At 66.0% G+C, this 25,394-nt stretch carries 28 protein-coding genes; 9 read left to right on the top strand and 19 right to left on the bottom strand.

What is annotated here, in order from left to right:
- Positions 1–60 precede the first annotated feature (60 nt).
- Both CDO87_RS04515 and CDO87_RS04520 read right to left on the bottom strand, forming a co-directional pair.
- Positions 61–867, bottom strand: coding sequence for an ABC transporter ATP-binding protein (locus tag CDO87_RS04515; RefSeq protein ID WP_100927666.1), 807 nt, complete (start codon positions 865–867; stop codon positions 61–63).
- 121 nt (positions 868–988) lie between these two features.
- Positions 989–1,975, bottom strand: coding sequence for an ABC transporter substrate-binding protein (locus CDO87_RS04520; protein ID WP_100927667.1), 987 nt, complete (start codon positions 1,973–1,975; stop codon positions 989–991).
- A gap of 332 nt (positions 1,976–2,307) precedes the next feature.
- Between CDO87_RS04520 and CDO87_RS04525 the strand changes: the two genes are divergently transcribed.
- The 3 genes from CDO87_RS04525 to CDO87_RS04535 all read left to right on the top strand — a co-directional run bounded on the left by CDO87_RS04525 (position 2,308) and on the right by CDO87_RS04535 (position 5,104).
- Positions 2,308–3,699, top strand: a complete 1,392-nt coding sequence (locus CDO87_RS04525; RefSeq protein WP_100930834.1) for an aspartate aminotransferase family protein — start codon at positions 2,308–2,310, stop codon at positions 3,697–3,699.
- Positions 3,696–4,388 (top strand): GNAT family N-acetyltransferase, encoded by a 693-nt coding sequence (locus tag CDO87_RS04530; protein WP_100927668.1) that lies wholly within the window; start codon positions 3,696–3,698, stop codon positions 4,386–4,388. The genes CDO87_RS04525 and CDO87_RS04530 overlap by 4 nt, the downstream gene beginning before the upstream one ends.
- Positions 4,389–4,513: 125 nt before the next feature.
- A complete protein-coding gene (locus CDO87_RS04535; RefSeq protein WP_157814919.1) occupies positions 4,514–5,104 on the top strand; it encodes an ImmA/IrrE family metallo-endopeptidase in 591 nt (196 codons plus the stop codon).
- Between the two features lie 131 nt (positions 5,105–5,235).
- On the opposite strand, the gene CDO87_RS04540 is transcribed toward CDO87_RS04535, so the two are convergent.
- Positions 5,236–5,523 carry an HU family DNA-binding protein gene (locus CDO87_RS04540; RefSeq protein ID WP_100927670.1) on the bottom strand — a complete coding sequence of 96 codons (288 nt, stop codon included), beginning with the start codon at positions 5,521–5,523 and terminating at the stop codon, positions 5,236–5,238.
- 191 nt (positions 5,524–5,714) lie between these two features.
- Positions 5,715–7,199, bottom strand: a complete 1,485-nt coding sequence (locus CDO87_RS04545; protein WP_100927671.1) for an AMP nucleosidase — start codon at positions 7,197–7,199, stop codon at positions 5,715–5,717.
- An 83-nt stretch (positions 7,200–7,282) separates the two neighbouring features.
- On the opposite strand from CDO87_RS04545, the gene CDO87_RS04550 reads away from it, so the two are divergent.
- The 3 genes from CDO87_RS04550 to CDO87_RS04560 are packed head-to-tail and all read left to right on the top strand — an operon-like array spanning position 7,283 to position 9,530.
- The gene (locus CDO87_RS04550) at positions 7,283–7,717 is read left to right on the top strand and encodes a VOC family protein (RefSeq protein ID WP_404944745.1); all 435 of its coding nucleotides are present in this window, start codon (positions 7,283–7,285) and stop codon (positions 7,715–7,717) included.
- Positions 7,718–7,753: 36 nt separating this feature from the next.
- The gene (locus tag CDO87_RS04555; RefSeq protein ID WP_100927672.1) at positions 7,754–8,725 is read left to right on the top strand and encodes a DNA topoisomerase IB; all 972 of its coding nucleotides are present in this window, start codon (positions 7,754–7,756) and stop codon (positions 8,723–8,725) included.
- A gap of 49 nt (positions 8,726–8,774) precedes the next feature.
- Complete coding sequence (locus CDO87_RS04560; RefSeq protein WP_100927673.1) at positions 8,775–9,530, top strand: class II aldolase and adducin N-terminal domain-containing protein; 756 nt, start codon at positions 8,775–8,777, stop codon at positions 9,528–9,530.
- Between the two features lie 45 nt (positions 9,531–9,575).
- On the opposite strand, the gene CDO87_RS04565 is transcribed toward CDO87_RS04560, so the two are convergent.
- The 7 genes from CDO87_RS04565 to paaA form a co-directional block, all read right to left on the bottom strand.
- Positions 9,576–10,196: a class I SAM-dependent methyltransferase gene (locus CDO87_RS04565; protein ID WP_100927674.1), complete on the bottom strand. Its 621-nt coding sequence runs from the start codon at positions 10,194–10,196 to the stop codon at positions 9,576–9,578.
- A 98-nt stretch (positions 10,197–10,294) separates the two neighbouring features.
- Positions 10,295–10,765 carry a transglycosylase SLT domain-containing protein gene (locus tag CDO87_RS04570; protein ID WP_100927675.1) on the bottom strand — a complete coding sequence of 157 codons (471 nt, stop codon included), beginning with the start codon at positions 10,763–10,765 and terminating at the stop codon, positions 10,295–10,297.
- A gap of 144 nt (positions 10,766–10,909) precedes the next feature.
- Positions 10,910–11,956, bottom strand: a complete 1,047-nt coding sequence (locus CDO87_RS04575) for a 2Fe-2S iron-sulfur cluster-binding protein (protein ID WP_100927676.1) — start codon at positions 11,954–11,956, stop codon at positions 10,910–10,912.
- Positions 11,957–11,963: 7 nt separating this feature from the next.
- Positions 11,964–12,458 carry a 1,2-phenylacetyl-CoA epoxidase subunit PaaD gene (paaD, locus tag CDO87_RS04580; RefSeq protein WP_198521817.1) on the bottom strand — a complete coding sequence of 165 codons (495 nt, stop codon included), beginning with the start codon at positions 12,456–12,458 and terminating at the stop codon, positions 11,964–11,966.
- Positions 12,455–13,201 carry a 1,2-phenylacetyl-CoA epoxidase subunit PaaC gene (paaC, locus tag CDO87_RS04585; RefSeq protein WP_100927678.1) on the bottom strand — a complete coding sequence of 249 codons (747 nt, stop codon included), beginning with the start codon at positions 13,199–13,201 and terminating at the stop codon, positions 12,455–12,457. The genes paaD and paaC overlap by 4 nt, the downstream gene beginning before the upstream one ends.
- Positions 13,201–13,485 (bottom strand): 1,2-phenylacetyl-CoA epoxidase subunit PaaB, encoded by a 285-nt coding sequence (gene paaB / locus CDO87_RS04590; RefSeq protein WP_100927679.1) that lies wholly within the window; start codon positions 13,483–13,485, stop codon positions 13,201–13,203. The genes paaC and paaB overlap by 1 nt, the downstream gene beginning before the upstream one ends.
- 93 nt (positions 13,486–13,578) lie before the next feature.
- The gene (gene paaA, locus CDO87_RS04595) at positions 13,579–14,562 is read right to left on the bottom strand and encodes a 1,2-phenylacetyl-CoA epoxidase subunit PaaA (RefSeq protein ID WP_100927680.1); all 984 of its coding nucleotides are present in this window, start codon (positions 14,560–14,562) and stop codon (positions 13,579–13,581) included.
- A 109-nt stretch (positions 14,563–14,671) separates the two neighbouring features.
- On the opposite strand from paaA, the gene CDO87_RS04600 reads away from it, so the two are divergent.
- A complete protein-coding gene (locus tag CDO87_RS04600; protein ID WP_100927681.1) occupies positions 14,672–15,547 on the top strand; it encodes an SDR family oxidoreductase in 876 nt (291 codons plus the stop codon).
- Entirely contained in the window at positions 15,544–16,146 is a 603-nt protein-coding gene (locus tag CDO87_RS04605; protein ID WP_100927682.1) for an exopolysaccharide biosynthesis protein, read from the top strand. Before CDO87_RS04600 ends, CDO87_RS04605 begins: the two co-directional genes overlap by 4 nt.
- Before the next feature lie 79 nt (positions 16,147–16,225).
- On the opposite strand, the gene dxs is transcribed toward CDO87_RS04605, so the two are convergent.
- From dxs to CDO87_RS04635, 6 genes are all read right to left on the bottom strand, one after another.
- A complete protein-coding gene (dxs, locus tag CDO87_RS04610) occupies positions 16,226–18,175 on the bottom strand; it encodes a 1-deoxy-D-xylulose-5-phosphate synthase (protein WP_100927683.1) in 1,950 nt (649 codons plus the stop codon).
- 82 nt (positions 18,176–18,257) lie between these two features.
- Complete coding sequence (locus CDO87_RS04615) at positions 18,258–19,166, bottom strand: polyprenyl synthetase family protein (RefSeq protein ID WP_100927684.1); 909 nt, start codon at positions 19,164–19,166, stop codon at positions 18,258–18,260.
- The gene (locus CDO87_RS04620; protein ID WP_100927685.1) at positions 19,166–19,408 is read right to left on the bottom strand and encodes an exodeoxyribonuclease VII small subunit; all 243 of its coding nucleotides are present in this window, start codon (positions 19,406–19,408) and stop codon (positions 19,166–19,168) included. The genes CDO87_RS04615 and CDO87_RS04620 overlap by 1 nt, the downstream gene beginning before the upstream one ends.
- Positions 19,405–20,331, bottom strand: a complete 927-nt coding sequence (locus CDO87_RS04625) for a histone deacetylase family protein (RefSeq protein ID WP_100927686.1) — start codon at positions 20,329–20,331, stop codon at positions 19,405–19,407. Before CDO87_RS04625 ends, CDO87_RS04620 begins: the two co-directional genes overlap by 4 nt.
- A 41-nt stretch (positions 20,332–20,372) precedes the next feature.
- Entirely contained in the window at positions 20,373–21,074 is a 702-nt protein-coding gene (locus tag CDO87_RS04630) for a response regulator (RefSeq protein WP_100927687.1), read from the bottom strand.
- Positions 21,071–21,574: a MarR family winged helix-turn-helix transcriptional regulator gene (locus CDO87_RS04635; RefSeq protein WP_100927688.1), complete on the bottom strand. Its 504-nt coding sequence runs from the start codon at positions 21,572–21,574 to the stop codon at positions 21,071–21,073. The genes CDO87_RS04630 and CDO87_RS04635 overlap by 4 nt, the downstream gene beginning before the upstream one ends.
- 157 nt (positions 21,575–21,731) lie before the next feature.
- Here CDO87_RS04635 and CDO87_RS04640 point away from each other — a divergent pair, with 157 nt between their 5' ends.
- Positions 21,732–22,604, top strand: a complete 873-nt coding sequence (locus CDO87_RS04640) for a branched-chain amino acid aminotransferase (protein ID WP_100927689.1) — start codon at positions 21,732–21,734, stop codon at positions 22,602–22,604.
- 85 nt (positions 22,605–22,689) lie between these two features.
- On the opposite strand, the gene CDO87_RS04645 is transcribed toward CDO87_RS04640, so the two are convergent.
- Entirely contained in the window at positions 22,690–23,949 is a 1,260-nt protein-coding gene (locus CDO87_RS04645) for a PAS domain-containing protein (RefSeq protein WP_100927690.1), read from the bottom strand.
- Positions 23,950–24,034: 85 nt separating this feature from the next.
- A complete protein-coding gene (locus CDO87_RS04650) occupies positions 24,035–25,285 on the bottom strand; it encodes a PAS domain-containing protein (protein ID WP_100927691.1) in 1,251 nt (416 codons plus the stop codon).
- Between the last annotated feature and the right edge of the window lie 109 nt (positions 25,286–25,394).

The raw sequence follows: 25,394 nt of genomic DNA on the forward strand, positions 1-25,394 counted from the left end.
CGGCCGCTCCCCCGCCGGGATGCGCTACGGATCCGTGGCGCCCGCCCGCCATGAGAACGCTCATTCCGCCGCCTCCGATCGTCCCATGATTTCCTCTTCCATGTCCCAGATCATGCTGAGGATCTCCTCGCGTTTCTGGCCGAAGTCGGGGTGCTTCTTGACCTCGCGCAGGTCGGCGTTCACGCCCATGTCGGCAAACGGCAGCCGGTATTCGCGGTGGATGCGGCCCGGGCGCGGCGCCATGACCAGCAGGCGCTCGCCCAGCAAGAGCGCCTCTTCGACCGAGTGGGTGATGAGGATGATGGTCTTGCCGGTCTCTTTCCAGAGTTTCAGCACCAGCCCCTGCATCTTTTCGCGGGTCAGCGCATCCAGCGCGCCCAGCGGTTCGTCCATCAGGATGACGTCGGGCTCGTTCGCAAGGCAGCGGGCGAGGGCCACGCGCTGCTGCATACCGCCCGACAGCTCGTAGACGGCCTTTTCCTTGAAGTCCTTCAGGCCCACGACCTCCAGCAGGTGATCGACGGTCTGTGCCCAGTCACGCTCGCGCTTCCCCGCCATGCGGGGGCCGAACGAGACGTTTTCCCGGACGCTCATCCACTCGAATAGCGCGCCCTGCTGGAAGACCATGCCGCGTTCGCGGTCGGGTCCGCGCACCCGGTGGCCGTTCATCACGACCTGCCCCTCGGTCGGCGCGAGGAACCCGGCGACGATGTTCAGAAGCGTGGTCTTGCCGCAGCCCGAGGGGCCGAGGACGCTCAGCAGCTCTCCGGGGGCAAGGGCAAGCGACACATCCTTCAGCGCCTGCACGGAACTGCCGTTGGGCAGGTCGAAGCGCATGGACAGGTTTTCGATGGCGAGACCGCTCATGCCGCCTCCTTTTTGAAGTCCGGAGTTCTGGCCCAGAATGGCGGGTCGGGGGCGGTTGTTGAGAAAACCACCGCCCCCGTCCCCGCGGTGCCGCGACAGGGAAACCGCCGCGGCCTGCGTCTTACATGCCGTTCGCCGCCTCGAGCGGACCGGTGTTCACGTTCTCCGCGTAGCTGTCGAGCGCCGCGTCGATGGAGCCCGCCTCGACGAAGACGTCGGCCACGCCCTTCATGAACTCCTGCGCGCCGCCGCCCAGCCACTTCTCGGTCAGCTGGTCCTCGACCGTCGGGAAGACGAAGGTGGAGATGGTCGCCATGGTGGCGTCCTCGTCCATGCCCGCGTCCTTGGCGATGACCGGCAGCATCTTCTCGTGGTTGGCCTCGTCCGCCCACATGGCGTTCGCCTCGGCGGTCACGGCCAGGAATTGCGACACGATGTCGGAGTTCTCGGCCACCCAGCCCGCCGGGCCGGAGGTCACGTCGAAGACGAGAATGCCCAGATCTTCCTTCTCCGCGCCGGTCAGCAGCACGTTGCCGTGCTCCTTCATGCGGCGCAGCGAGCCGCCCCAGCCGCAGGCCATGTCGACAGAGCCCTGCGCGATGGCCGCGGCCCCGTCCGGCGGCGCCATGTCGACCACTTCCATGGACGAGATATCGACGCCGAAGTGGTTCATCTGCTTGAGGAAACCATAGTGTGCGGCGGTGCCCAGCGGGACGGCGACCTTCTTGCCGGCCAGTTCGCCGGCAGAGTCCTTGTCGATCTCCAGCGCCTCGGCCACGACGCAGTTGTCGTTGTCGGCATAGGACACCGCGACGTCGAGGATCTGCAGATCCTGCCCGGCAGAGACAGCGACCACGAAGGGCGGCACCCCTTGGCTGACGGACAGGTGTACGTCGCCGGATGCCATTGCGGCGCTCATCGCGGTGCCGGTGTCAAAGCTGACCCAGTTGATGTCGACGCCCATCGCCTCTTCGTACATGCCTTCGGCCTTGGCGTACTGGAAGGGCATCGGCCATTCGAGGAAGTAACCGACTGTAATCTCTTGGGCCTGCGCCATCCCGGCCATGACGGCCATCCCTGCCACGGCGCCCAGAAGGGTCTTTTTCATCAATACATCTCCCGTGTTGTCCCCGTGCTTGCGGGGGCTTTTCGCGGGTCGGACCCGCGGGCGCCTCGCTTCGGACGCCGCGTCCGATCCGACCAGCAAACAGGCATCCGATCAACGATTTTTCGGACAGCCGCTGCAACCGGCAGGTGTTTCGCACCGTCAATGGCACCGATAAAATCTGGCAACCGACTGAGATTCATGAGAAATCGAATCGACACGCGACCGGTAAGCGACAATCTGGCACTATATGAGCGAACCAACTGGCCCTATAAGCCGCTCAAAAATCCGGCCAACTGGACCAAACCCCGCCTTTAAAGGAGTCTCTCGCAATGATGGACGGCACCTACTCCCAGAATGATCTCTCCCACGTGGTGGATGCAGACAAGGCCCACGTCTGGCACCACCTCGTTCAGCACAAGGCCTTCGAGACGAAGGACCCCAACATCATCATCGAGGGCAAGGGTATGCGCGTCTGGAACCAGGCGGGCAAGGAGCACCTCGATGCGGTCTCCGGCGGTGTCTGGACGGTCAACGTCGGCTACGGCCGCGAGCGGATCGCCAAGGCCGTATATGACCAGCTCATGCGCCTGAACTACTTTGCCGGCGCCTCCGGGTCTGTGCCCGGCGCGCTCTTCGCCGAGAAGCTGATCGAGAAGATGCCGGGCATGACCCGCGTCTACTACACGAATTCCGGTTCGGAGGCGAACGAGAAGGCCTTCAAGATGATCCGCCAGATCGCGCACAAGCGGTACGGCGGCAAGAAGCACAAGATCCTGTACCGCGACCGCGACTACCACGGCACCACCATCGGCTGCCTCTCGGCGGGCGGTCAGGACGAGCGCAACGCGCAGTACGGCCCCTTCACCCCCGGCTTCGTCCGCGTTCCACATTGCCTTGAGTACCGCAAGCACGAGCAGGACGGCGCACCGGTCGAGAACTACGGCGTCTGGGCCGCCGAGCAAATCGAAAAGGTCATCCTCGCCGAGGGTCCGGACACCGTGGGCGGTCTGTGCCTCGAGCCGGTGACCGCGGGCGGCGGTGTGATCGCCCCGCCGGACGGCTACTGGCAGAAAGTGCAGGAGATCTGCCGCAAGTACGAGGTGCTGCTGCACATCGACGAGGTGGTCTGCGGCGTGGGTCGGACCGGTACCTGGTTCGGCTACCAGCACTACGGGATCGAGCCTGACTTCGTCACCATGGCGAAAGGCGTGGCCTCCGGCTATGCCGCCATCGCCTGCATGGTCACGACAGAGCGCGTCTTCGAGATGTTCAAGGACGATGCCACCGATCCGATGAACTACTTCCGCGATATCTCCACCTTCGGGGGCTGCACGGCGGGTCCCGCGGCCGCGATCGAGAACATGGCGATCATCGAGGAAGAGGACCTGCTCGGGAACACCACGGCGATGGGCGACTACATGCTGGACCAGCTCAGCGCGCTGGCCGACCGGCACAAGGTCATCGGCGACGTGCGCGGCAAGGGTCTGTTCCTCGGCGCCGAACTGGTGACCGACCGCCAGTCGAAAGAGGTCGTACCGGAGACGCAGGTGCAGGCCGTCGTTGCGGACTGCATGGCGCAGGGCGTCATCATCGGCGCGACCAACCGGTCCGTCCCGGGGCGCAACAACACGCTGTGTTTCTCGCCCGCGCTGATCGCGACGAAGGACGACATCGACGAGATCGTCTCTGCCGTGGACGGTGCACTGGGTCGCATCTTCGCATGACCCGGACGAACGACCACGGGCAGCCGATAGGCGCGCCCGTGGCGGCGAGGTTCCCGCGCCCCCGTCCGCCGCATGTGGCGCTGGACGGGCGGTTCGGGCGCTTGGTGCCCCTGCGCGAGGAACACGCGCCCGGGCTCTTCGCCGCCTTTGCGTCAGACGCGGCGGGCACCGGATGGACCTACCTGCCGATCGAGCCCTGGGACACTGAGGAGGCCGCCGCCCGCTGGTGCCGCACCGCGCAGGGCTCTGCCGATCCGCAGTTCTACACGGTCGAGGATGCGGATGGCACAGCATCGGGCTTCTGCTCCCTCCTCAGGATCGACCCTGCAGTCGGCTCGGTCGAGGTTGGCTTCATCCACTTCGCCCCACGCCTGCAGCGCACGGCATTGGCAACGGAAGCGATGGTCCTCCTCATGCGTCACGCCTTCGATACGCTGGGATACCGTCGCTACGAATGGAAATGCGACGCGCTGAACGCCCCGTCCATGTGTGCCGCGGAACGGCTGGGTTTCACCTACGAGGGCACCTTCCGGCAGGCCACGATCTACAAGGGCCGCAACCGCGACACGGCGTGGTTCTCCATCATCGACACCGAATGGCCAGCGCTCGCCGCTCGTTTCGACCGCTGGCTATCTGCGGAGAATTTCGATGGCGAGGGACGCCAGAAGGTCCGCCTGTCCGAGGTCTGACCGGCCGGACCGCCGGGCTTTGCCATGTATTGCGGATATTTTCCGGCGGAATGCGCCGGGGGTTGAGGAATGGTCAACCTGTTCCATGGCATGACTGTGCGCATCCACAAACATGGAGCGTCCGCATGCCTGCCCGTTACCCAGATTATCCCTATGTGGAACCCCTCGCCACCAACGTCTCACAGGAAGAGATGGAGGCGACGATCAGCGACCTTCTGGCGAACCACCCGGGCGTCGGCCTGAAGGAAGGGCCGCTCGACGGGCTGTGCCGGGCGCTGAACGTGGACATCGAATACTCCAGCCCGCCGCACGAGATGATGCTGGACGTCCCCCTGCACAAGCGGGCGGTGATCTGGCTGCCGAAAAACGGGCGACCGAAGAACGACCGCGTGGCTGCCGCCATCGGGATCGGCCACTGGATCCTGCATGTGCCGGTCACCCGGGAAAAGCACCCCGGCTGCGGGATACAGGCGCTGCACCGGCCAAAGGACCCCGCCGCCCAACTGGAGGCGCGCCGCTTCGCTTACATCCTTCTGATGCCGGACGAGGCGTTCCGCAATCTCTGGTACGAAGGGCGCGCACAGGCCGTGGCCGACGTACTCAACGTACCGACGCAGGTGGTTTACGAACGCGCGTCCATGCTGGACCTCACGCCGCCGGAAAGCGGAGGCGACAAATACGAATGGAAGGAGCGCCCGGCCATCGGCGGCTATTGACCGCCACCGAAAACGACGAAGGGCCGCCCGATGGGACGACCCTCTTGGAATCTGCGCGGCAATTGTCTGCCCCGCGAAACGCTGTCACCTTGATCGGCTCCGCCGGGCGGTCGTCCGATCCGCAAAAGCGATCAGGCGTTGACGCTGTCTTTCAGAGCCTTCGCAATGGTCATCTTGACCTGCTTGTCGGCTTCTTTCTTGAATTGCTCGCCGGTCGCGGGGTTGCGAACCATGCGCTCCGGACGCTCGCGGCAATAGATCTTGCCCACGCCGGGAAGGGTCACGGCACCGCCGCCAGCCACTTCAGAGGTGATGATTTCCACGAGGCTGTCCAGAGCAGCGTTCGCGGTCTTCTTGTCCGCGTCCATCTTCTCTGCCAGTGCAGCCACAAGCTGGGTCTTTGTCATCGGCTTCGCCATTTCATGGTCTCCTTTTAGTGCGCCACCGCCTGTCTGCATGAGCGCTCCTTCACTGCCCAAAATCCCTTGGGCCTCTGCGCGGCATTAAAACCGGATATGGCCGGGAAACACAATAATTCGTGGCTCAGCCCCAGCCAATATTGTGCATTTTGTGCCTATTTCCGCCGGGTCAACTGCCGGTTCCCGCCATTTCAGAGGAATGCAGTCTCTTCAAAGCTGCGCAATTTGCGGCTGTGGATGCGTTCCAGAGGCATATCGCGCAGTGATTCCATGGCCCGTATACCGATTCTCAGATGCCGTGCCACCTGCGTCTTGTAGAAGTCGGAGGCCATGCCGGGCAGCTTCAGCTCGCCATGCAGCGGCTTGTCGGACACGCACAGCAGCGTGCCGTAAGGCACCCGGAAGCGGAAGCCGTTGGCGGCAATCGTCGCGGATTCCATGTCCAGGGCCACCGCGCGCGACTGGGACAGGCGCTGGACCGGGCCGGTGTGCTCCCGCAGTTCCCAGTTGCGGTTGTCGACCGTCGCCACCGTTCCCGTCCGCATGATCCGCTTCAGGTCGTAGCCCGAAAGCTGCGTCTCGGCCGCGACGGCATCTTCCAGCGCGACCTGGATCTCGGCCAGCGCCGGGATCGGCACCCAGACCGGCAGGTCGTCGTCCAGCACCTTGTCCTCGCGCAGGTAGCCGTGCGCCAGCACGAAATCCCCCAGCGACTGAGAGTTCCGCAGCCCCGCACAATGCCCGACCATCAGCCAGGCATGGGGGCGCAGCACCGCGATGTGGTCGGTGGCGGTCTTGGCGTTCGACGGGCCGACACCGATGTTGACCAGCGTGATGCCGGAGCCATCCGGGCGCTTGAGGTGATAGGTCGGCATCTGCGGCATCCGCAGCGGCACGGGGATCTGCGCGTCGGGGTCCGATATCTCGACGTTGTCGGTGCTCACGAAGCTGGTGTAGCCCGACGCCTCGTCGGCCAGCATCGCGCGGGCGTAGGCCTCGAACTCCGACACATAGAACTGGTAGTTGGTGAACAGCACATGGTTCTGGAAATGCGCCGGGTCGGTCGCCGTGTAATGCGCCAGCCGGGCCAGCGAATAGTCGACACGCTGCGCCGTGAAGGGCGCCAGCGGCGCCGCCTCTCCCGGCAGGGTCACCGCCACCCCGTTCACGATGTCATCGTTGGTCGTCGTCAGGTCCGGCACGTCAAAGACATCGCGCAGGACGAAATCGGCGGCGCCTTCCTGCGGGACGGTCACGTCCGGATAGTTGGCGACCGCGAAATGCACCGGCATCGGAACGTCCGACGCACCGACCTGCACCTTCACCCCGTGGTTCGCCAGCAGCAACCCGATCTGCTGCCTGAGGTAGTGGCGGAACATGTAGGGCCGGGTCACAGTGGTCGCGAAGGTGCCCGGCGTCGCCACGTGACCGAACGAAAGCCGGCTGTCGACCTTGGCGAAGCTGGCCGTGGTGAAACGGACCTCAGGATAGTAGGCGCGGAGCCGTCTGCCGGGATGCCCCTCGACCATCGCCTGGAGGAAACGGTCCCGCAGGAAGCCTGCCGACGCCTCGTAAAGCTCGCAAAGCCGGTCCACCGCGGCGCGCGCATCGTCGAAAAGTTCCGGCTCCGGCAGGTCCGGGGTCATCACGTCGAACGGCTCCATGGTGTCTTGCATCGCGTGTTCCTTGCTGTCTTGCCCGGAACGTTGACAGCTTGTTCCAGCGGGTGCAACCTGCCGAAAGGGTCAGGAGGACTGACATGATCGAGGGAATGAACCTGGAGACCGTCCAGCCGGAGGATTTCGGCCAGGCGTTGCGCGGGTTCGGCGTCAACCTGCTGGTACGCGACGTGCGGAATCAGGCGGTCCGGCTGTCCGCCGTGTTCGGCATGACGGCGCACCGGATCAGCGACGACTTCGCCATCCTGCTGTACGGGCCGCAAGTGTTCCAGTTGCATTCCGACGGCACATACCATGCCAATCCGCTGCTGTCGCTCCTGCCCGAGCAGCCGCCGCGCGGGGCCGGTCTGGAACTGCGGCTGTTCGGGACGGACCCGGACGAAGCCACAGCCCGCGCAGAGGCGCATGGCTTCCACGTGCTGCAACCGCCAACCGACAAGCCGCACGGCCTGCGCGAGGCGTACATGCTTTGCCCGGACGGCTACGCCTGGGTGCCGTCGCGGCCGCTGGACTGACGGGAACCGGAGCGGCCCTTCGCGGGTTTTCGGGACATGCTCGCCACATTGTCCCTCACCTACTACCCAGACTCTCGCCCCGGCATACGCCGGCTGCGGTGCGGACGCGGTTTTTCCTATCTTGCGCCGGACGGCACGCGCATCGACGACACCACGGAACGCGCCCGGATCAAGGCGCTGGCGGTGCCGCCCGCCTATGAGGACGTGTGGATCTGCCCGCTGCCGGACGGGCACCTGCAAGCGACGGGCCGCGACGCCCGCAGCCGCAAGCAGTACCGCTACCACCCTGACTGGCGGTCGTGGCGCGATGCCCAGAAGTACGACCATCTGCGCACCTTCGGAGAGATCCTGCCCGGCCTGAGGCGGCGTATCCGGCGAACGCTGCGGCAGGGTGAGGTCGGCGATCATGCCTTTGCCCTCGCCGCCATTCTGGCCCTGCTGGACCGCGCCTCCCTCAGGATCGGCACGGCGGACTATGCCCGCGAAAACCGGACCTATGGCGCCACCACGCTGAAGCGGCGGCATGTGGCGCTCGACGGCGACGGGCTGCGGTTCCGCTTTGCCGCGAAAGGGGGCAAGCGGGTGGACAAGTCGCTGCAGGACCGGACGCTGAACCGCATCCTGACGCGCATGGGCGACCTGCCCGGTCCCGAACTCATCAAGTGGATCGACGACGACGGCGCGCGTCACGCGGTCAGCTCAGGCGAGGTCAACGCCTGGCTCGAGGAGGTCACCGGCACCGAGGGCCTGACCGCCAAGACGTTCCGCACCTGGAACGGCACTGTTGCCGCGCTTGAGGCTGCCGAGCAGGCGGACAAGCCCACGATCAAGAGGATGGCCGAGGCGGCGGCCGACCGTCTGCACAACACGCCGGCCATTGCCCGCTCCTCCTATATCCACCCCAGGGTGATTGCCCTCGCCGAAGACCCGCGCGACCTGTCGGCGGCGCCGGATGTGCGAGGCCTGCGCCGCAGCGAATGCCGCCTTTTGCACCTGCTGTCGGATTGACATCGGAGGCCCGTGTGCGTGCAATGGCGCCAACAAAAAGGAGGCCCCGATGAACGCACCACAAACCCGACCGAACCTTGATTACTGGCAGGAGCGTGTCGACCTGGCCGCTGCCTTCCGGTGGACCGTCCGCCTGAACATGCACGAAGCCGTCGCCAATCACTTCTCGCTGGCGGTCAACGACGACGGGTCGAAGTTCCTGATGAACCCCAACCAGATGCATTTCTCGCGCGTGCGCGCGTCCGATCTGCTGCTGGTGGACGCAAACGACCCTGCCACGCTGGACCGCCCCGGCGCGCCCGATCCGACCGCCTGGGGCCTGCACGGCGCCCTGCACCGCCACTGCCCGCACGCCCGCTGCGCCATGCACGTGCATTCGGTCCATGCGACGGTGCTGGCCTGCCTGAAGGACAAGCGCCTGCCGCCGCTCGATCAGAACTGCGCGATGTTCTTCAACCGTGTCGCCATCGACGATGCCTATGGTGGGCTGGCCTTCGAAGAGGAAGGCGAACGTTGCGCTCAGCTCTTGCAGGACCCGAAGGTGAAGACGCTGGTGATGGGAAACCACGGCGTGATGGTGATCGGCGACACCGTGGCCGAGACCTGGAACCGGCTTTACTACTTCGAGCGCGCCGCGCAGACCTACATCACGGCGCTGCAGACCGGAATGGAACTGGACTTCCTCTCGGACGAGGTCGCCGAGAAGACGGCCCACGAGATCGAGACCTACCCGGAACAGGACATCCGGCACCTGGCCGAGCTGAAAGCGATCCTCGACGACGAAGGGTCCGACTACGCGGCCTGACCGCGGCCCCTGCGATACGGAAGGGCGGCGGCGCAAAGCCCCGCCCTACCCCACGGAGCGCTTAAGAGTCAGGATGCGGCTGAGGTCCTTTGCGTGCGCTCCCTTGGACGCGGCCCCGTAGATCGGCACCTCTTTCCACGTGGCCTCCACCCCTTCAAGCGCCGCAATCGCCGCGTCATACCCCTTGTCGGACCAATGCGCGGCATTGACGGAAATCACCGCGATCCCGCCCGGACGGATCACGCGCAAGACCTCGGGCAGTGCCTCCGGCCCGACATGGCCATGGGTGAAGGTGCCGGAACTCACCGCCCCGGCAAAGGCGCCGCCCCCGACTGGCAGGCGATCCAGCAGGTTGCCGGTGAAGAGCCGGTCGTAGATGCCCTTCCCCTCGGCGACCTGCAGCATCTCTTCGGACAGATCGGTTGCGGTGACCGGGCCGATCCCCAGCGTCCGCAATGCCGCGCCACACAGACCCGTGCCGGCCCCCAGGTCGATCACCGGGCCTGTCCCGCCGCCGTCGCGATAGGCCTCGGCGACGTGCATCGGCAGGACGTAGTCCATCTCTTCGGCAAACGCGGCGTCGTAGGTCCGCGCCCAGTCACGGTAGAGCGCGATGTTGTCGTCGGGGGTATCCAGCCCGTAGGCCGCTTCGAGATCCTGTGCCATGGCAACAGTCTAGCCGGAATCCGGACCGTTCGGCAATTGCGGGGCATGCCGGGGCGAAACCGCACCCGACAGCACGCCGCAATAGGCGCCTTGCCGGATCAGTTCGACCGCAACCCGGTTTCGACCAGCAGGCCTTTGCGCTTGGCCTCGTAGTAGTAGCCCTTGGCGTACCACATGATCGAGTCGTCCCAGTCGCCGTCGGCGACCATGTAGGCGCCCTTCAGGTACTTCAGCGCGTACTGGAGGTTCGTCTCCGCATCCAGAAGATCGGAGTCCGAGCCGCGGAACCCCATCGTGCGCGCGGTGGCGGGCAGGATCTGGAAGAGGCCCCAGTAGGGGCCGTTGCGGGCCTTGGGATTGTGCGTGCTCTCGCGGATCGCGAGGCGGTGCACCAGCGGGCGCGGCAGACCGTAATGGTCAGACCACTTGTTGATGGCATCGCGCAGCTCGGGCGTCTCGTTGGGGAACAGCGGCAGCGCATCGGCGGGCTTGACGACGGGCTCCGGCTTGGGGGCGGAGCATGCCGCGGTCAGGGCCAGCATGAGGATCAACGTAAGGCGTGGCAGCATGAGTCTCTCCGTGAACGGAGATTTCATACGCCGCGTGGCCCGTGTCAGGCGAGTCCCTCGTGCCGGGATCGGCAAAGGCTCGCCCACGGGGTGTAGGGTGGGGGTTCCGCGCGGCACGCGCGGGTTCGCCCCCCCTTGCCCCGATCAGGCCGCGTCGAAGTCCAGAACGAGCCGGTCCGACGTCGGCCGCGCCTGGCAGGCAAGCGTGAATCCGGCCTCTGTTTCCCACGGCTCCAGCGAGTAGTTGACCGCCATCTCGGCACTGCCCTCGACCACCTTGCAGCGGCAGGTACAGCACATGCCGCCCTTGCAGGAAAACGGCAGTTCGAGACCGGCACGCGCCGCCGCATCCACCACGTTGTCGTCTTCGCTGCCGACACTGAACCCGCGCCGCACGCCGTCCAGCACGACCTCGACGGCAACGCCCTGCGCCGCCGCGGCCTCTGCCTCGGCGCTGCGGGCCGGACGGGGCGCTTCGCCTTCGGTGTAGAACCTTTCGAAATGGATCTTGTCTCGGTCGACGATCCCCTCGAGCGCGGTGCTGACGTCCTCGATCATCGCCCCCGGTCCGCAGAGGAACACCCCCTCCGCTCCGGCAAGGTCGACAGCGCCCGCACGCGCCAGCGCAACGACCTTCTCGCCAGTCACACGGCCATTCAGCAGCGCGACGTCCTGCGGTTCTCGGCTGAGGACGTGCATCAGGGTGAAACGCTCCACGTAGCGGTCCTTGAGGTCCTCCAGCGCCCCCCGGAACATGATCGTCCCGGTCGAGCGGTTGCCGTAGATCAGCGCCACCTCACCCCCGGCCTCCAGAACGGCCGAGGCGATCGACAGCATCGGCGTTATTCCGGACCCGGCCGCGATCAGCACCACCCGCTTCTCCCCGCGCCAGACAAAGCGGCCCTCCGGCGCCATCACCCGCAGCACGTCCCCGGCCTTCACGCTCTGCGCGAAGGTCGAAAACACCCCGCCCGGGACTTCGCGCACACCGACACAAAGCCGGCCCGCCGCGCCCTCGGCAATCGAATACGACCTGCGCAGATCGGCGCCCTCCACGTCGGCGCGCAAGGTCAGGTACTGCCCCGGGACGAACCGGAAGGTCTCTGCCGCGGCGCCGGGAATGTCGAAGGTCAACGCCACGGCGGAGTCGCCTTCGGGACGGACGTTGCTGACGGTCAGATCGTGGAACATGGAAACCTCAGATGCATTTGAAGTAGTCGAAGGGCTCGCCGCAGGCGCGGCAACGGTAATGCGCCTTGCACGCGGTCGAACCGAACTCGGACAGCCGCTCGGTGTCGGCGGCCCCGCAGCGCGGGCAGGCCACCTCGGGCGCGGCAAAGAGCGCGCCCTTCCCCTGCCCCGAAACCGGCGGCGCGATGCCGTAGGCGCGCAGCTTCTCGCGACCCTCGGGCGTGATCCAGTCGGTCGTCCACGCCGGGGCCATCAGCCGCTCGATCCGCGCCTCGAACCCGGCGGACCGCAGCGCCGCCTCGATCGCCAGTTCAATGGCCAGCACGGCGGGGCACCCGGAATAGGTCGGCGTGACCCCGGCCACGGCGACTTCTTCCTCCATCCGCACCCACCGCAGGATGCCCAGATCGGCCACCGTCACGCAGGGCACTTCCGGATCGGGCACCGCCGCGGCGGCCTCCCAGGCCCGGTCCGCGAGGGTATCGGTGGCCTCTGCCGTCACCAGACCGCCCCGGGATGCGCCCGGTGCACGGAATGCATCTCCGCCAGCATGTGCCCAAGCGCCTCGCCATGCACGCCGCGCCGCCCGCCGGTCTGCGGATAAGTGACCTCAGGCGCGCTCAGACCCGCCTGCGAGAACACCTCGCCGATCACCGCCTCCCAGGCCGGACGCACGGCGGCGCGGGACGGCAAAGCTGCCTGCCATTCGGCCGCGCCCTGCTCGAAAAGCTCGCCGGTGTAGATGTGCAGCGCCGATACCGCATCGGCCATGCGACGCGCGCTTTCCTCGGTCCCGTCGCCCAGCCGGATCACCCATTCGCCCGCGTGGCGGATGTGATAGGCCATTTCCTTGACCGCCTTGCCCGCGACCCCGGCAATCACCGTGTCGGAGGAGTCCGCCGCCGCGCGCCAGTACGGCTCCATGAAGGCGGCGAAGTAGAGCTGCCGCAGCATCGTGTGTGCGAAGTCGCCGTTCGGACGCTCGCACAGCAGAAGGTTGCGATACTCCCGCTCGCCGCGCAGGTAGGCCAGCGCATTCTCGTCGCGTCCGCGCCCTTCCAGCTTGCCCGCATGATCGTAGAGCGTCCGCGCCGTGCCGATCAGGTCCAGCGCCATGTTCGGCATGGCAAGGTCCTCTTCCAGCATCGGCGCATGGCCGCACCACTCCGACAGCCGATGCCCCAGGACAAGGTGATCGTCCGCCAGTTCCAGCACCGCGTTGAACAGGCTCTGCGTCCCCGCCATCACATGTGCCCCACTTCGTCGGGGATCTCGTAGAACGTCGGGTGGCGATAGACCTTCTCGGCGGTGGGCTCGAAGTTCTCGCCCGCCTGTGCCGGATCGCTCGCCACGATATCGGCAGAGCGCACCACCCAGATCGACGTGCCCTCGCCGCGCCGCGTATAGACGTCACGCGCGGCCTGCACCGCCATCACCTCGTCGGCGGCATGCAGCGAGCCCACGTGCTTGTGGCTCAGCCCGTTCCTCGGACGAATGAACACTTCCCAAAGCGGCGTCTCTCCGGACATGCCCCGTCTCCTTCATCTTGGTGAAAATACCTTCGGGGGTCCGGGGGGCTGAGCCCCCCGGCAGGTCGCCCCGGCGCAGCCGGGGCGAAACCTTTACTCCGCCGCCATCTTCCGCGACCGGCGCTTCTCAGCATGCGCCAGGGCCGCCTCGCGTACCCAGGCACCGTCGTCCCACGCCTGCCTGCGTGCCGCGACCCGGTCGCGCGCCATCGGCCCGTGCCCCTTCACGACGCGCCAGAACTCGTCCCAGTCGATCGGTCCGTGATCGTAGCCGCCCTTTTCCTCGTTCCATTTCAGGTCCGGGTCCGGGAAAGTCAGGCCGAGGTACTCGCCCTGCGGCACCGTGGCGTCGATGAATTTCTGGCGCAGCTCGTCGTTGGTGAAGCGCTTGATCTTCCAGGCCATCGACTGGTCGGAATGCTGGCTGTCCGCGTCATGCGGGCCGAACATCATGATCGAGGGCCACCACCAGCGGTTCAGGGCGTCCTGCACCATCGCCTTCTGCTCCGCCGTGCCGCGTGCCAGCGTCATGACGATCTCGTAACCCTGTCGCTGGTGGAAGGATTCTTCCTTGCACACCCGGATCATCGCCCGTGCGTATGGCCCGTAGGAACAGCGGCACAGCGGGATCTGGTTCATGATCGCCGCACCGTCGACGAGCCAGCCGATGATGCCGATATCGGCCCAGGTCAGCGTCGGGTAGTTGAAGATGGAGGAATACTTCGCCTTGCCGGACAGCAGCTCCTCGGTCATCTGCTCCCGCGTGACGCCCAGCGTCTCTGCGGCGGAATAGAGGTAGAGACCGTGGCCGCCCTCGTCCTGCACCTTCGCCAGCAGCGCCGCCTTGCGCTTCAGCGACGGCGCGCGCGTGATCCAGTTCCCCTCGGGCAGCATGCCGACGATCTCGGAATGCGCGTGCTGGCCGATCTGGCGCACCAGAGTGCGGCGGTAGCCTTCGGGCATCGGGTCGTTCGGTTCGATCTTTTCCTCGGCGTCGATGCGCGCCTGGAAACGCTCCAGCACCTCCGGCGTTTCCGCCGTGCGTCCGTCCGCGCCGATCAGTCCCTGCGAATACATGACAAGCCTCCTCCAAAACCCGTGCCTCCTATATATGTTACAAAACGGGTTCAGAAAAGGGATTTTTGTAATACTTGCCAAATTCCGCTGCCGACGCCACCTATGCCACATGACAAAGACCCTGCTTTCCCTCGGCCACGGCTTCTCGGCCCGCTTCCTTGCAACGGACCTCCTTGCCGAAGGCTGGCGCGTGATCGGAACCACCCGCTCCGCCGACAAGCTCGATTCGCTGAGAGCGACAGGGGTAGAGGCCATCCTGTGGGAGCACGTAGCCCTCTCCCGCGCCCTGGCAGAGGCCACCCATGTGCTGATGAGCGCCGCCCCGGATGCCGACGGCGACCCGGCGCTGCAACTCATCGGTCCCGAACTGGCCGAGGCTGCGGATCGCCTGGAATGGGTCGGCTACCTTTCCACCACCGGCGTCTACGGCAATGCCGACGGCGACTGGGTCGACGAGAGCTCGCCGCTCAACGGGCAGTCGCGCCGCGCCCGCGCGCGGATCGAGGCCGAGGCCGCATGGCGCGCCATCCCGGGCCTGCCGGTCCACAGCTTCCGTCTGGCGGGCATCTACGGCCCAGGCCGCGGTCCCTTCGAGAAGGTGCGCAACGGCACCGCCCGCCGCATCATCAAGGACGACCAGGTGTTCTCCCGCATCCACGGCGAAGACATCGCGCAGGTGCTGCGCGCCTCCATAGCGCGGCCCAACCCCGGTGCGGCCTACAATGTGTGCGACGACGACCCGGCCCCGCCGCAGGACGTCATCGCCTATGCCGCCGAACTCCTGGACGTGCCGCCGCCGCCCGAAGTGCCCTTCGAGGAGGCCGACATGTCGCCGATGGCGCGCAGCTTCTACGCCGACAACAAGCGCGTCTCGAACCGCCGCATCAGGGAAGAACTGGGCGTGACCCTGCGCTATCCCGACTACAAGTCGGGCCTGCGCGCCGTGCTTGCCGCCGAGACGCAACACGGCGGCCACGGAAAATGACGCCCCAGGAACGTCCCGCGCCGGAAAACCTCAACGCCCTCCTCGACGCGATCAGCCCCGACGAAGGGCAGAAGCGCGTCTCCGTCGAGAACGTGCTGGACAAGATCGGCGGGCGGTCGTTCTCGGCCGTGATCCTCGTGCCTGCGGTCGTCCTCGTCTCGCCGATCTCGGGCATTCCCGGCACGCCCACCATCGGCGGGCTGATCGTTCTGCTGATCACGCTGCAGGCCATGTTCGGGCGCAAGCACCTGTGGCTGCCGGGCTTCCTGCGCCGGCGCGCGGTGTCGGCCGCGCGACTGCAGAAAGGGATCGACTGGCTGCGCAAACCGGCAGGCTGGATGGACCGCCACAGCCACAACCGGCTGCGCATCCTCGTCAGCGGCCCGGCGCGGTTCATAGCCTACCTGACATGCTCGGTTATGGCACTCAGCTGGCCGCCGCTCGAACTGCTGCCCTTCTTCACCAGCTTCAGCGCCGGTGCGGTGGCGATGATCATGTACGGGCTGATGGTCCGCGACGGGGCATACACGCTGGCGGGCTACGTCCAGTCCGCCCTGCTCTACGTGATCCTGCTGTCGGTCTGGGCGGGGATCGTCTAGGCGACGCCCCCGGCCATGCGCCTTGGCTCTGACACCCGGCGCGACGGGATGTAGGGCGGGGCTGTGCGCCGCCCTCCCCTCAGGCCCGCTTGTCCAGACGTTCGACCCCCAGTGCAGACAGCACCTTCGCTTCGATGTCCTCGGCGTTCAGCTTTGCCACGGCGTACATGTCGCGCGGGCTGGCCTGGTCGATGAAGATGTCGGGCAGCACCATGCTGCGATACTTCAGGCCTCGGTCGAAGACACCCTCTTCGGCCAGAAGTTGCGCCACGTGCGACCCGAAGCCGCCGACCGCCCCTTCTTCGACAGTGATCAGCGCCTCGTGCTCCCGGGCGAGCCGCAGCACCAGGTCGCGGTCCAGTGGCTTGGCAAAGCGCGCGTCCGCCACGGTAACCGAGACGCCGCGCGCCTCCAGCGCCTCTGCCGCCTTGATACTTTCGCCAAGGCGCGTCCCGAAGGACAGGATGGCGACCCGCGTGCCTTCGCGCATCACGCGGCCCACCCCGATCTCCAGCGGCACGCCGCGCACCGGCATCTCCACGCCTTCACCCTCGCCCCGCGGATAGCGGAAGGCGATGGGGCCCGTATCATGCGCGGCGGCAGTGGCCACCATGTGCTTCAGCTCGGCCTCGTCGGCCGCCGCCATGACCACAAAGCCAGGCAGGTTGGACAGGTAGGCGACGTCGTAGGACCCGGCATGCGTCGCCCCGTCCGCCCCCACCAGACCGGCCCGGTCGATGGCGAAGCGCACCGGCAGCCGCTGGATGGCCACGTCGTGCACCACCTGGTCGTACCCGCGCTGCAGGAAGGTCGAATACATGGCGCAGAACGGCCGCATGCCCCCGGCGGCAAGCCCCGCGCTGAACGTCACGCCGTGCTGCTCCGCGATGCCCACGTCGAAGCACCGCGAGGGGTAGCGCTCTGCAAAGAGGTCCAGCCCGGTGCCGTCCGGCATCGCCGCGGTGACCGCGCAGATACGGCTGTCGTCGGCGGCCTCTTCCATCAGCGCCTCGGCAAAGACCTTGGTGTAGGACGGGGCGTTGGAGGGCGCTTTCTTCTGCTCGCCCGTGACCACGTCGAACTTCGCCCGGGCATGGCCCTTGTCGGCGGCGTGCTCCGCGTGGCTGTAGCCCTTGCCCTTGCGGGTCAGCGCATGGATCAGGATCGGCCCCGTCGCCCGTGCCTTCACCGTGCGCAGCACCGGCAGAAGCTGGTCCAGGTCATGCCCGTCGATCGGCCCGAGGTAGGAGAAGCCCAGTTCCTCGAACAGCGTCCCGCCCACGGCCATGCCTTTCAGCATCTCCTTGGCGCGCTTCGCCCCTTCGCGGAACGGCTCCGGCAGGAGCGATACGGCCCCTTTCGCGGCGGCCTTCAGATCGTGGAACGGCGCCTCAGCATACAGTCGGGTCAGGTAGGAGGACAGCGCGCCGGTCGGCGGCGCGATGCTCATCTCGTTGTCGTTCAGGATGACGATCAGGCGTTTCTTCAGGTGGCCGGCGTTGTTCAGTGCCTCGAAGGCCATGCCCGCGCTCATGGCTCCGTCGCCGATCACGGCGATGGCGTCGCCGTGGCCGGTGTCACAGGCGCCGCCGAGATCGCGCGCGACGGCAAACCCCAGCGCGGCGGAAATCGAGGTCGAGGAATGGGCCGCGCCAAACGGATCGTAGGGCGACTCGGAGCGCTTGGTGAACCCCGACAGCCCGTCCTTCTGCCGCAGCGTCCGGATGCGGTCGCGCCGCCCGGTCAGGATCTTGTGCGGATAACACTGGTGCGACACGTCCCAGATGATCTTGTCGCGCGGCGCGTCGAATACCGAATGCAGCGCCACGGTCAGCTCGATCACGCCCAGACCGGCGCCGAGGTGGCCGCCGGTTTCGGACACGGTCGAGATTGTCTCTTCCCGCAGTTCATGCGCCAGACGCTTCAGTTCGGCGTCGGAGAACTGCTTGAGGTCGGCAGGGGTGTGCACCCGATCCAGCAAGGGGGTCTCGGGGCGGTTCGGACGGGTATCGGACGTGGTATCGGACATGGCGCGGACTGGGGTCCTCTCTTTGCTCAACGTCCATCTAGAGCATCCGGGCGTCAAGGCCCGGGCCAATGGACGGCGTGCGTCAGTTCCGCCGCGAGATAACGAAGCGGGCGGCGTCCCGCAAGGCGTCAGCCACGTCACCGTATACGTCAAGGGATGTGCAGGCTTCGTGCACGAGTTCCTGAGCCCGCGCCTTCGCCCCTTCCATCCCGAGGAGGCTGACAAAGGTTGCTTTGCCGCGATCCGCGTCCTTGCCCACGGCCTTGCCGACCGTGGCGGCATCGCCTTCCACGTCCAGAACGTCGTCCCAGATCTGGAATGCGAGCCCGAGGCAGTTGCCATACCGCCGCAGCGGGCCTGTGCTTTCTCCCGCCATGACCGCGCCCGCCCCGCAGGACCAGGAGATCAGCGCACCGGTCTTGCCGGCTTGAAGGGCGGTGATCTCCTCCAGCGTCAGGGGCGTCTCGGCGCTTTCGGCGGCGATGTCGCGCGCCTGTCCGCCGACCATGCCGCGCAGGCCCGCCGCCACCGCCAGTCCGGCGACCAGCTCCAGGCGGCGTTCTGCCGGGCACGCCGTGTGCGTCACCAGTTGGAAGGCCAGGGCCTGCAGCGCATCCCCGGCCAGGACGGCGGTGGTCTCGTCCCACTTGCGGTGCACGGTGGGTTTCCCGCGCCGCATGTCGTCATCGTCCATGCAGGGTAGATCGTCGTGCACGAGGCTGTAGGCATGCAGCGCCTCGATGGCGCCCGCCGCAGGTGCCGCGTGCTGCCGGTCGATGCCGAACACCCGCGCGCCTTCGATGACCATGAAGGCCCGCAGCGCCTTGCCGCCCTCCACCGCATAGCGCATCGCAGCCGCCACCGGTCCCGGCACGCCTGACAAGGCATAGGAAATCTGGCCATTCGCCAGCTCGGCGGCACGGGCAAGCGCCGCCTCGAACCCGAGCGGCGCAATGTCCGCCGTCCGCTCCTGTCCGGAGCCGTCCGTCATCAGAGGCCCTCGACCGGCTTCGTCCCCACGGGATTGCCGTCGCCGTCCAGCGTGATCGCGGCAACCTTTTCCTCGGCTTCCTTGAGCTTCTGGTCGCAGCGCTTGCGCAGCTCGGCGCCGCGCTCGTACAGCTTGATCGAGTCTTCCAGCGCCACGTCGCCGCGCTCGAGCGCGCCCACGACACGCTCCAGCTCGGCCATGGCCTGCTCAAAGCTCATCTCGTTCACAGGTTGCTCGCTCATGCACCCGCCTCCATCAGGACTTCGACATGCGCCTTTGCCGACGCGCTCAGGCCTGCAAGATCATACCCGCCTTCCAAAGTCGAGACCACGCGCCCGCCGGCCGTCTCCCGCGCGATGTCGCACAATGCGCGCGTCACCCAGCGGAAATCGTCCACCGTCCAGTTCAGGTTGGCGAGCGGGTCGTCCTGATGCGCGTCGAAGCCGGCAGAGATGATCAGCAGTTCCGGCGCAAAGTCGCGCAGCCGGGGAAAGGCCTCCTTCTCGTACCGGGCTCGCATCTCTGCACCGCCGCTGTCGGGCGGCAGCGGCAGGTTCATGACATTGTCATGCGCGCCCCGTTCCTCCGGGTGCCCTGTACCGGGCCAGAGCGGCATCTGCTGGGAAGTGATGAACAGGCTGCGCGCCTCGTTCCACAAGAGGTCCTGCGTGCCGTTGCCGTGGTGAACGTCGAAATCGACAACTGCCACGCGCTCCAGCCCGTGAACGTCCAGCGCATGCTTGGCGGCCAGCGCCGCGGTGCCGAACAGGCAGAACCCCATCGGGGTCTCCGTCTCCGCATGGTGGCCCGGCGGGCGGGTGGCGCAGAAGGCATTCTTCACCTCGCCCCCTATCACCATGTCGACGGCCTGGATCCCCGCCCCGGCGGCAAGCCGCGCCGCCCGGACCGACCCCGGCGACATCCATGTGTCCGCGTCGAGCTGCGTCACACCCTTGGCCGGCTCCGCCGCGACGATCCGGTCGATGTAGCGTTGTGGGTGCACAAGGCGGATTTCCTCATCCGTGGCCTCGCGCGCCGTGACGCGGTGCAGGTCGAGCGTCTGCAGCGCGTGCAGGACATGCTCCAGCCGGGCGACGCGTTCCGGATGCCCGTCCGGCGTCACATGCTCAAGGCAATCGGCATGGGTGATCAGTGCGGTCGTCATGACGCCCTCCCTCGAATTTTCATGGAAACCGTAGCCGCGCGTCAGTCAGGTGCAAGCATGTATCCGGCCCCGCGCACCGTCTGCAGGTAGCGCGGCTGCTTCGGATCGCTTTCCAGCTTGCGCCGCAGCCGGGTGATCTGCACGTCCACCGCGCGCTCCTGCGCCTGCCCTTTGTCGCGGCCCAGTTCCTCCACCAGCCGCGAACGGCTCAGCGCCTCGCCCGGCTTGGCCGAGAAGATCCGCATCAACTGTGCCTCGGTCGCGGTCAGGCGGACCATCTCATCGCCGCGCCACATCTCGCCACGCTCGATGTCGTAGCGGACGGCGCCCAGCGTCATGAGCTTTGGCGCCGCTTCCTGTGAGGCGGGCTCCGGCATGCGCCGCAGAATCGCGTTGATCCGGAGCAGCAGTTCCTTCGGCTCGAACGGCTTGGCAAGGTAGTCGTCCGCCCCGGCCTCCAGCCCGGCGATGCGATCCTCCGTTTCGGACCGGGCGGTCAGCAGCAGGATCGGCACGGTCGACGTTTCGCGGATCCCGCGGGTTAGGCTGACGCCGTCCTCGCCCGGCATCATCACGTCCAGCACGATCATGTCGAAATCCAGACCCATCAACAGCCGCCGGGCATGGGCCGCGTCGCGCGCGGCACTCACCAGAAACCCGTTCCGCACAAGGAACTTCTGCAGCAGCCCCCGGATCCGCTCATCGTCATCCACGATCAGCAGATGGGCGTCGTTCTCACTCATCCGCGACCCTCCCTGAGCTTTTGATACTGGAGCCGCATCTCCGGGTCCATCATCGCTTCGAGCACCCGGCGAAACCCGGCGACCGCCTCCGGCCCGGCGTCGCGGAAGGCCGCCCGCATCCGCGCACGCTGCACGTCCGAGAGTTCGCGTTCCAGACGCCCGCCCTCTTCGGTGAGGTAAAGGTGCCGTTCACGCTTGTCGATGCGGCCCACGCGGCTCTCCACAAGGCCGTCCTCGATCAGCGTGCGCAGCACGCGATTCAGGGATTGCTTGGTCACGCCGAGGATATTCAGGAGGTTGTTGACCGTCGTGCCCGGGGCGCCGTGGATGAAGTGCAGCGCCCGGTGATGGGCGCGCCCGTAACTCAGCCCCGTCAGGATACGGTCCGGGTCCGCAGTGAACCCGCGGTAGGCGAAGAACATCGCTTCCGCGCCCTGCCGCAGCTGCTCGTCGGTGAGATACAGCAGCGTCTCGCCCTGCGCTGTCCGCCCGTCTGACATCGGATGCCTCCTGTTTTGCAGGGCATTTTAAGTCAGCCTTGTTGACATTCCAAGGTCGAATTGGTAGCGAGTCGCCAGTTTGGCGCAACTTTATATCCGACTTCAGTCAATTCCGCGCAACAATCGGAAAAGCGCCGCAACGCAGAGGAGAGACGCGATGGCCGAGAGTGCCTATGACGACCGCGACGGCAAGATCTGGCTGGACGGCAAGCTTGTGGATTGGCGCTCCGCGCAGGTCCATGTCCTGACTCACGGGCTGCACTATGCCTCCTCCGTGTTCGAAGGCGAACGCGCCTACGGCGGCAAGATCTTCCTGTCGCGCAAGCATTCGGAGCGCCTGCATTTCTCGGCCTCCTGCCTCGACTTCGAGATCCCGTTCTCCGTCGACGAGATCGAAGCCGCCAAGGCCCAGGTGCTGGAGGCCAACGGTTTCACCGACGCCTACGTGCGCGCGGTGGCCTGGCGCGGCGCCGGTCCGGACATGGGTGTGTCCTCGGCCCGCAATCCAGTGCGGCTGGCCATCGCTGCCTGGGGCTGGGGCAACTACTATGGCGATGCGAAGATGAAGGGCGCGAAGCTCGACATCTCCAAGTGGAAGCGCCCCTCGCCCGAGACCATTCCGGTGCACGCCAAGGCCGCCGGCCTCTACATGATCTGCACCACATCCAAGCATGCGGCCGAAGCCAAGGGGTGCTCCGACGCGCTGTTCATGGACTACCGCGGCTACGTGGCCGAAGCGACCGGCGCCAACATCTTCTTCGTCAAGGATGGCGAGGTGCACACGCCGAAGCCCGACTGCTTCCTCAACGGCCTGACCCGCCAGACGGTGATCGGCATGCTGGAAGAGAAGCAGATCAAGGTCCACGAACGGCACATCATGCCGGAAGAGATGGAAGGCTTCGAGCAGTGCTGGTTGACCGGCACCGCCGCCGAGGTGACCCCGGTGGGCCAGATCGGCGATTACAACTTCGAGGTCGGTGCCATGACGCGCGAGATCTCGTCGGACTACGAGAAGCTGGTCCGAAGCTGATTGAACGGGGGCGGAGTACAACTCCGCCCTACGGCATCTTCCTCCGGGCCCCGACGTCACTCGATGACCCGCGAGAATCCCCGGCTCAGATCAGGGACCTTAACATGGCTGTGTTGCCCTGGATTACGGAATTGAGTTCCACGACACGGGCCAGCCTGCGTTCGATCTCGTCCTGACAGGCATCCAGTTGTTCGACGATGCCGGACAGGGCGGTGCCGGAATTGTTCAGCGCCGCGCTTTCGATCTTGCACATCATCCGCGTGGAGCTGAGCCCCGTCACGTAGCGCTTCATGTCCAGCACGCTGCGGGCGAAGCGCTTTGCTTCCGTTTCAACGTCTCCGAGCGATCCGGCGGTGGCTTCGAGGAAACTGTTGCGCACCTCTTCGCAACGGGCCGCTTCCGTTTCCGTCGACACGTTGCTTGGATAGATCGCGCCGAACTTTTCGCGCTCTTCCTCGAAGATGCCGATCATTTCGCGTTCGATCTGCGTGGCGAAACCCAGGAACTGGCCCTTGAAGATTGCGTCGCGGATGCGGGCGAAGACACAGGCATCGCCGTCGACGAAGGTGTCCACCCAGGTCGACATTTCCTCGAGCATCTGGCTGTAGTTGACCGAGATCGCGCTGATCGGGCCGCCCGCGCTTTCCAGACGCGAAGCGATGATCCGCATGTTCATCGGCACGGTCCGGATCGCCTTGAACGCTTCGGTCATCTCGGTGGTCTCGACGTGCACCTGCGTGATGGCGCGCGACATGTCCAGAAAACGCCGCTGGAGTGGGTCGAGTTGGCGGCCGAGATGCTGGGCGCGGGTTTCCGCCTCCACCGCCATGGCGTGGCTCTGGAAAGCATCATAGCTTGAATAGCCGGCCTTTTTCAGCGCCTCCAACATGGCATCGGCGCTGGCGGAAGGCTTCAGCCCCTCTTCGCGTTCCCGGGCCAGAAGGCTCTTGTAGATCAGTTCCACCTTTTCCCGCAGGGGCGAGGTCGGCTTCAGCCGGGTGGAGACATACCCCCCCTCGATCGGTGCGATGAGTGCGAACACCCAGTAAAACCGGCCGTTCTTGCACCTGTTCTTGACGTAGCATCCGGTGGGTTTGCCCTGTCCAAGGCGATCCCAGACCAGTTGGAAAACGCCTTTGGGCATGTCCGGATGGCGGACGATCTTGTGCGGCGCGCCGACCAAATCATCCCAATCGTATCCCGCCACACGCTGGAACACGGTGTTGCCGGCCTGGATCACACCGCGTGGATCGGTGCGTGAGTAGAACAATTCCGAAAGATGGAATTGTGCCTCCGACCCTGCGTAGCTGCTGTCGGAGGTAAAACGCGTTGTATGCTCTGTCATTCGTCCGGCCTCTGAAAACGACCCGGCTCGCACTTTCTGCCAGATCCCTTGAGAATTGATGAATGCTCGCCCTGCCCCCGGCGGTTCAGGACATGCTTCTCAGCATCGCGCTGTGGCCCTGGATGTTGGAGTTCAGCTCAACGACCCTGGCGAGACGGCGCTCGATTTCGTCCTGCCGTTCGTCGAGCTGTTCGACGATGCCATTCAGGGCGGTGTCCGAATCCCCCAGCGAGGCGCTTTCGATCTTGCACATCATCCGGGTGGAGCTGAGACCGGTCACGTAGCGCTTCATGTCCAGCACGCTGCGGCTGAGGCGGCGCACTTCGGATTCGATCAGTTTCAGGGACTCCTGCGCCTCGGTCTGAAAGCGGTGCGCCTCACGCTCGAGCGTTTCCTTGTCCTGGGAGAGGGCCGTGATGTCCTTTGCCCCGGCCAGATCCTTTTCGAAATAGACCGACATGGACGACTGCATCGAGGACGCACAAACTAGGAACTGCCCCTGTTGGATCGCGGACTTGATACGGGCAAAGGTGCAGTCCGGCCCTTCCGCGAACTGCTTGATCCAGGTCGACATTTCCTCGAGCATCTGGCTGTAGTTGACCGAGATCGCGCTGATCGGCCCGCCCGAACTTTCCAGACGCGATGCGAGGATGCGCATGTTCATCGGCACCGTGCGGATGGCGCGAATGACCTCTACCAGCCCCTCGACCTCCGCCCCGAGTTCGCTGATCGTGTCGAACATCGCGAAGAAGCGCTGCTGCATCGGGGTCAACGGCATGTGCACCAGCTTCGAGGTGTTCTCCATCTCCGTGCGCAGGGCGTGCGCCATGAAGGCGTCGTAGTCGACGAAACCCATCTCGGCGATCTTCGCCAGCAGGCGTTCCGCGCTTTGCTCCGGGGTCACGCCGTCGTTCTGTTCCGCGTTGAGAAGGTCCTTGTAGATCGCCTCCACCTCCGCCCTGAGGTCGGTTGTGGGCTTCAGCCGAACGGACATGTAGCCCTCGGGAATCTTCCACGTCAGCGCGGTGACCCAGTAGTGCCGCCCGTCCTTCGTGCGGTTCTTGACGTAGGCGACCATCTTCTTGCCGGACTTCAGGCGGTCCCAGAACAGGTAAAAGACGCCCTTCGGCATGTCGGGATGGCGGACCAGCTTGTGCGGCGCGCCCTTCAGCTCGGACCAGCCGAAGCCGGAAATCCGGCGAAAGACCTGGTTGCCCTCGGCAATGATGCCGCGGTCGTCGGTGCGGGAATAGAACAGCTCGCCGGGATCGAACGGCACTTCGCCGCCGGACAGGGGCCGGGTCTGCGGGGCAAGTTGTCTGTCGTGCTGGCTCATGACCGGATCCTTGGTTCGGGTTCGCCGGTCAGCATCCCCAAGATATCTTGTCAGAAGGTGAAAACGGCAGGCACATCTCTGCGCCTGCCGTGGTTTCTCTTCGTAAAAT

The organism is Sagittula sp. P11, from assembly GCF_002814095.1.
GTDB lineage: Bacteria > Pseudomonadota > Alphaproteobacteria > Rhodobacterales > Rhodobacteraceae > Sagittula.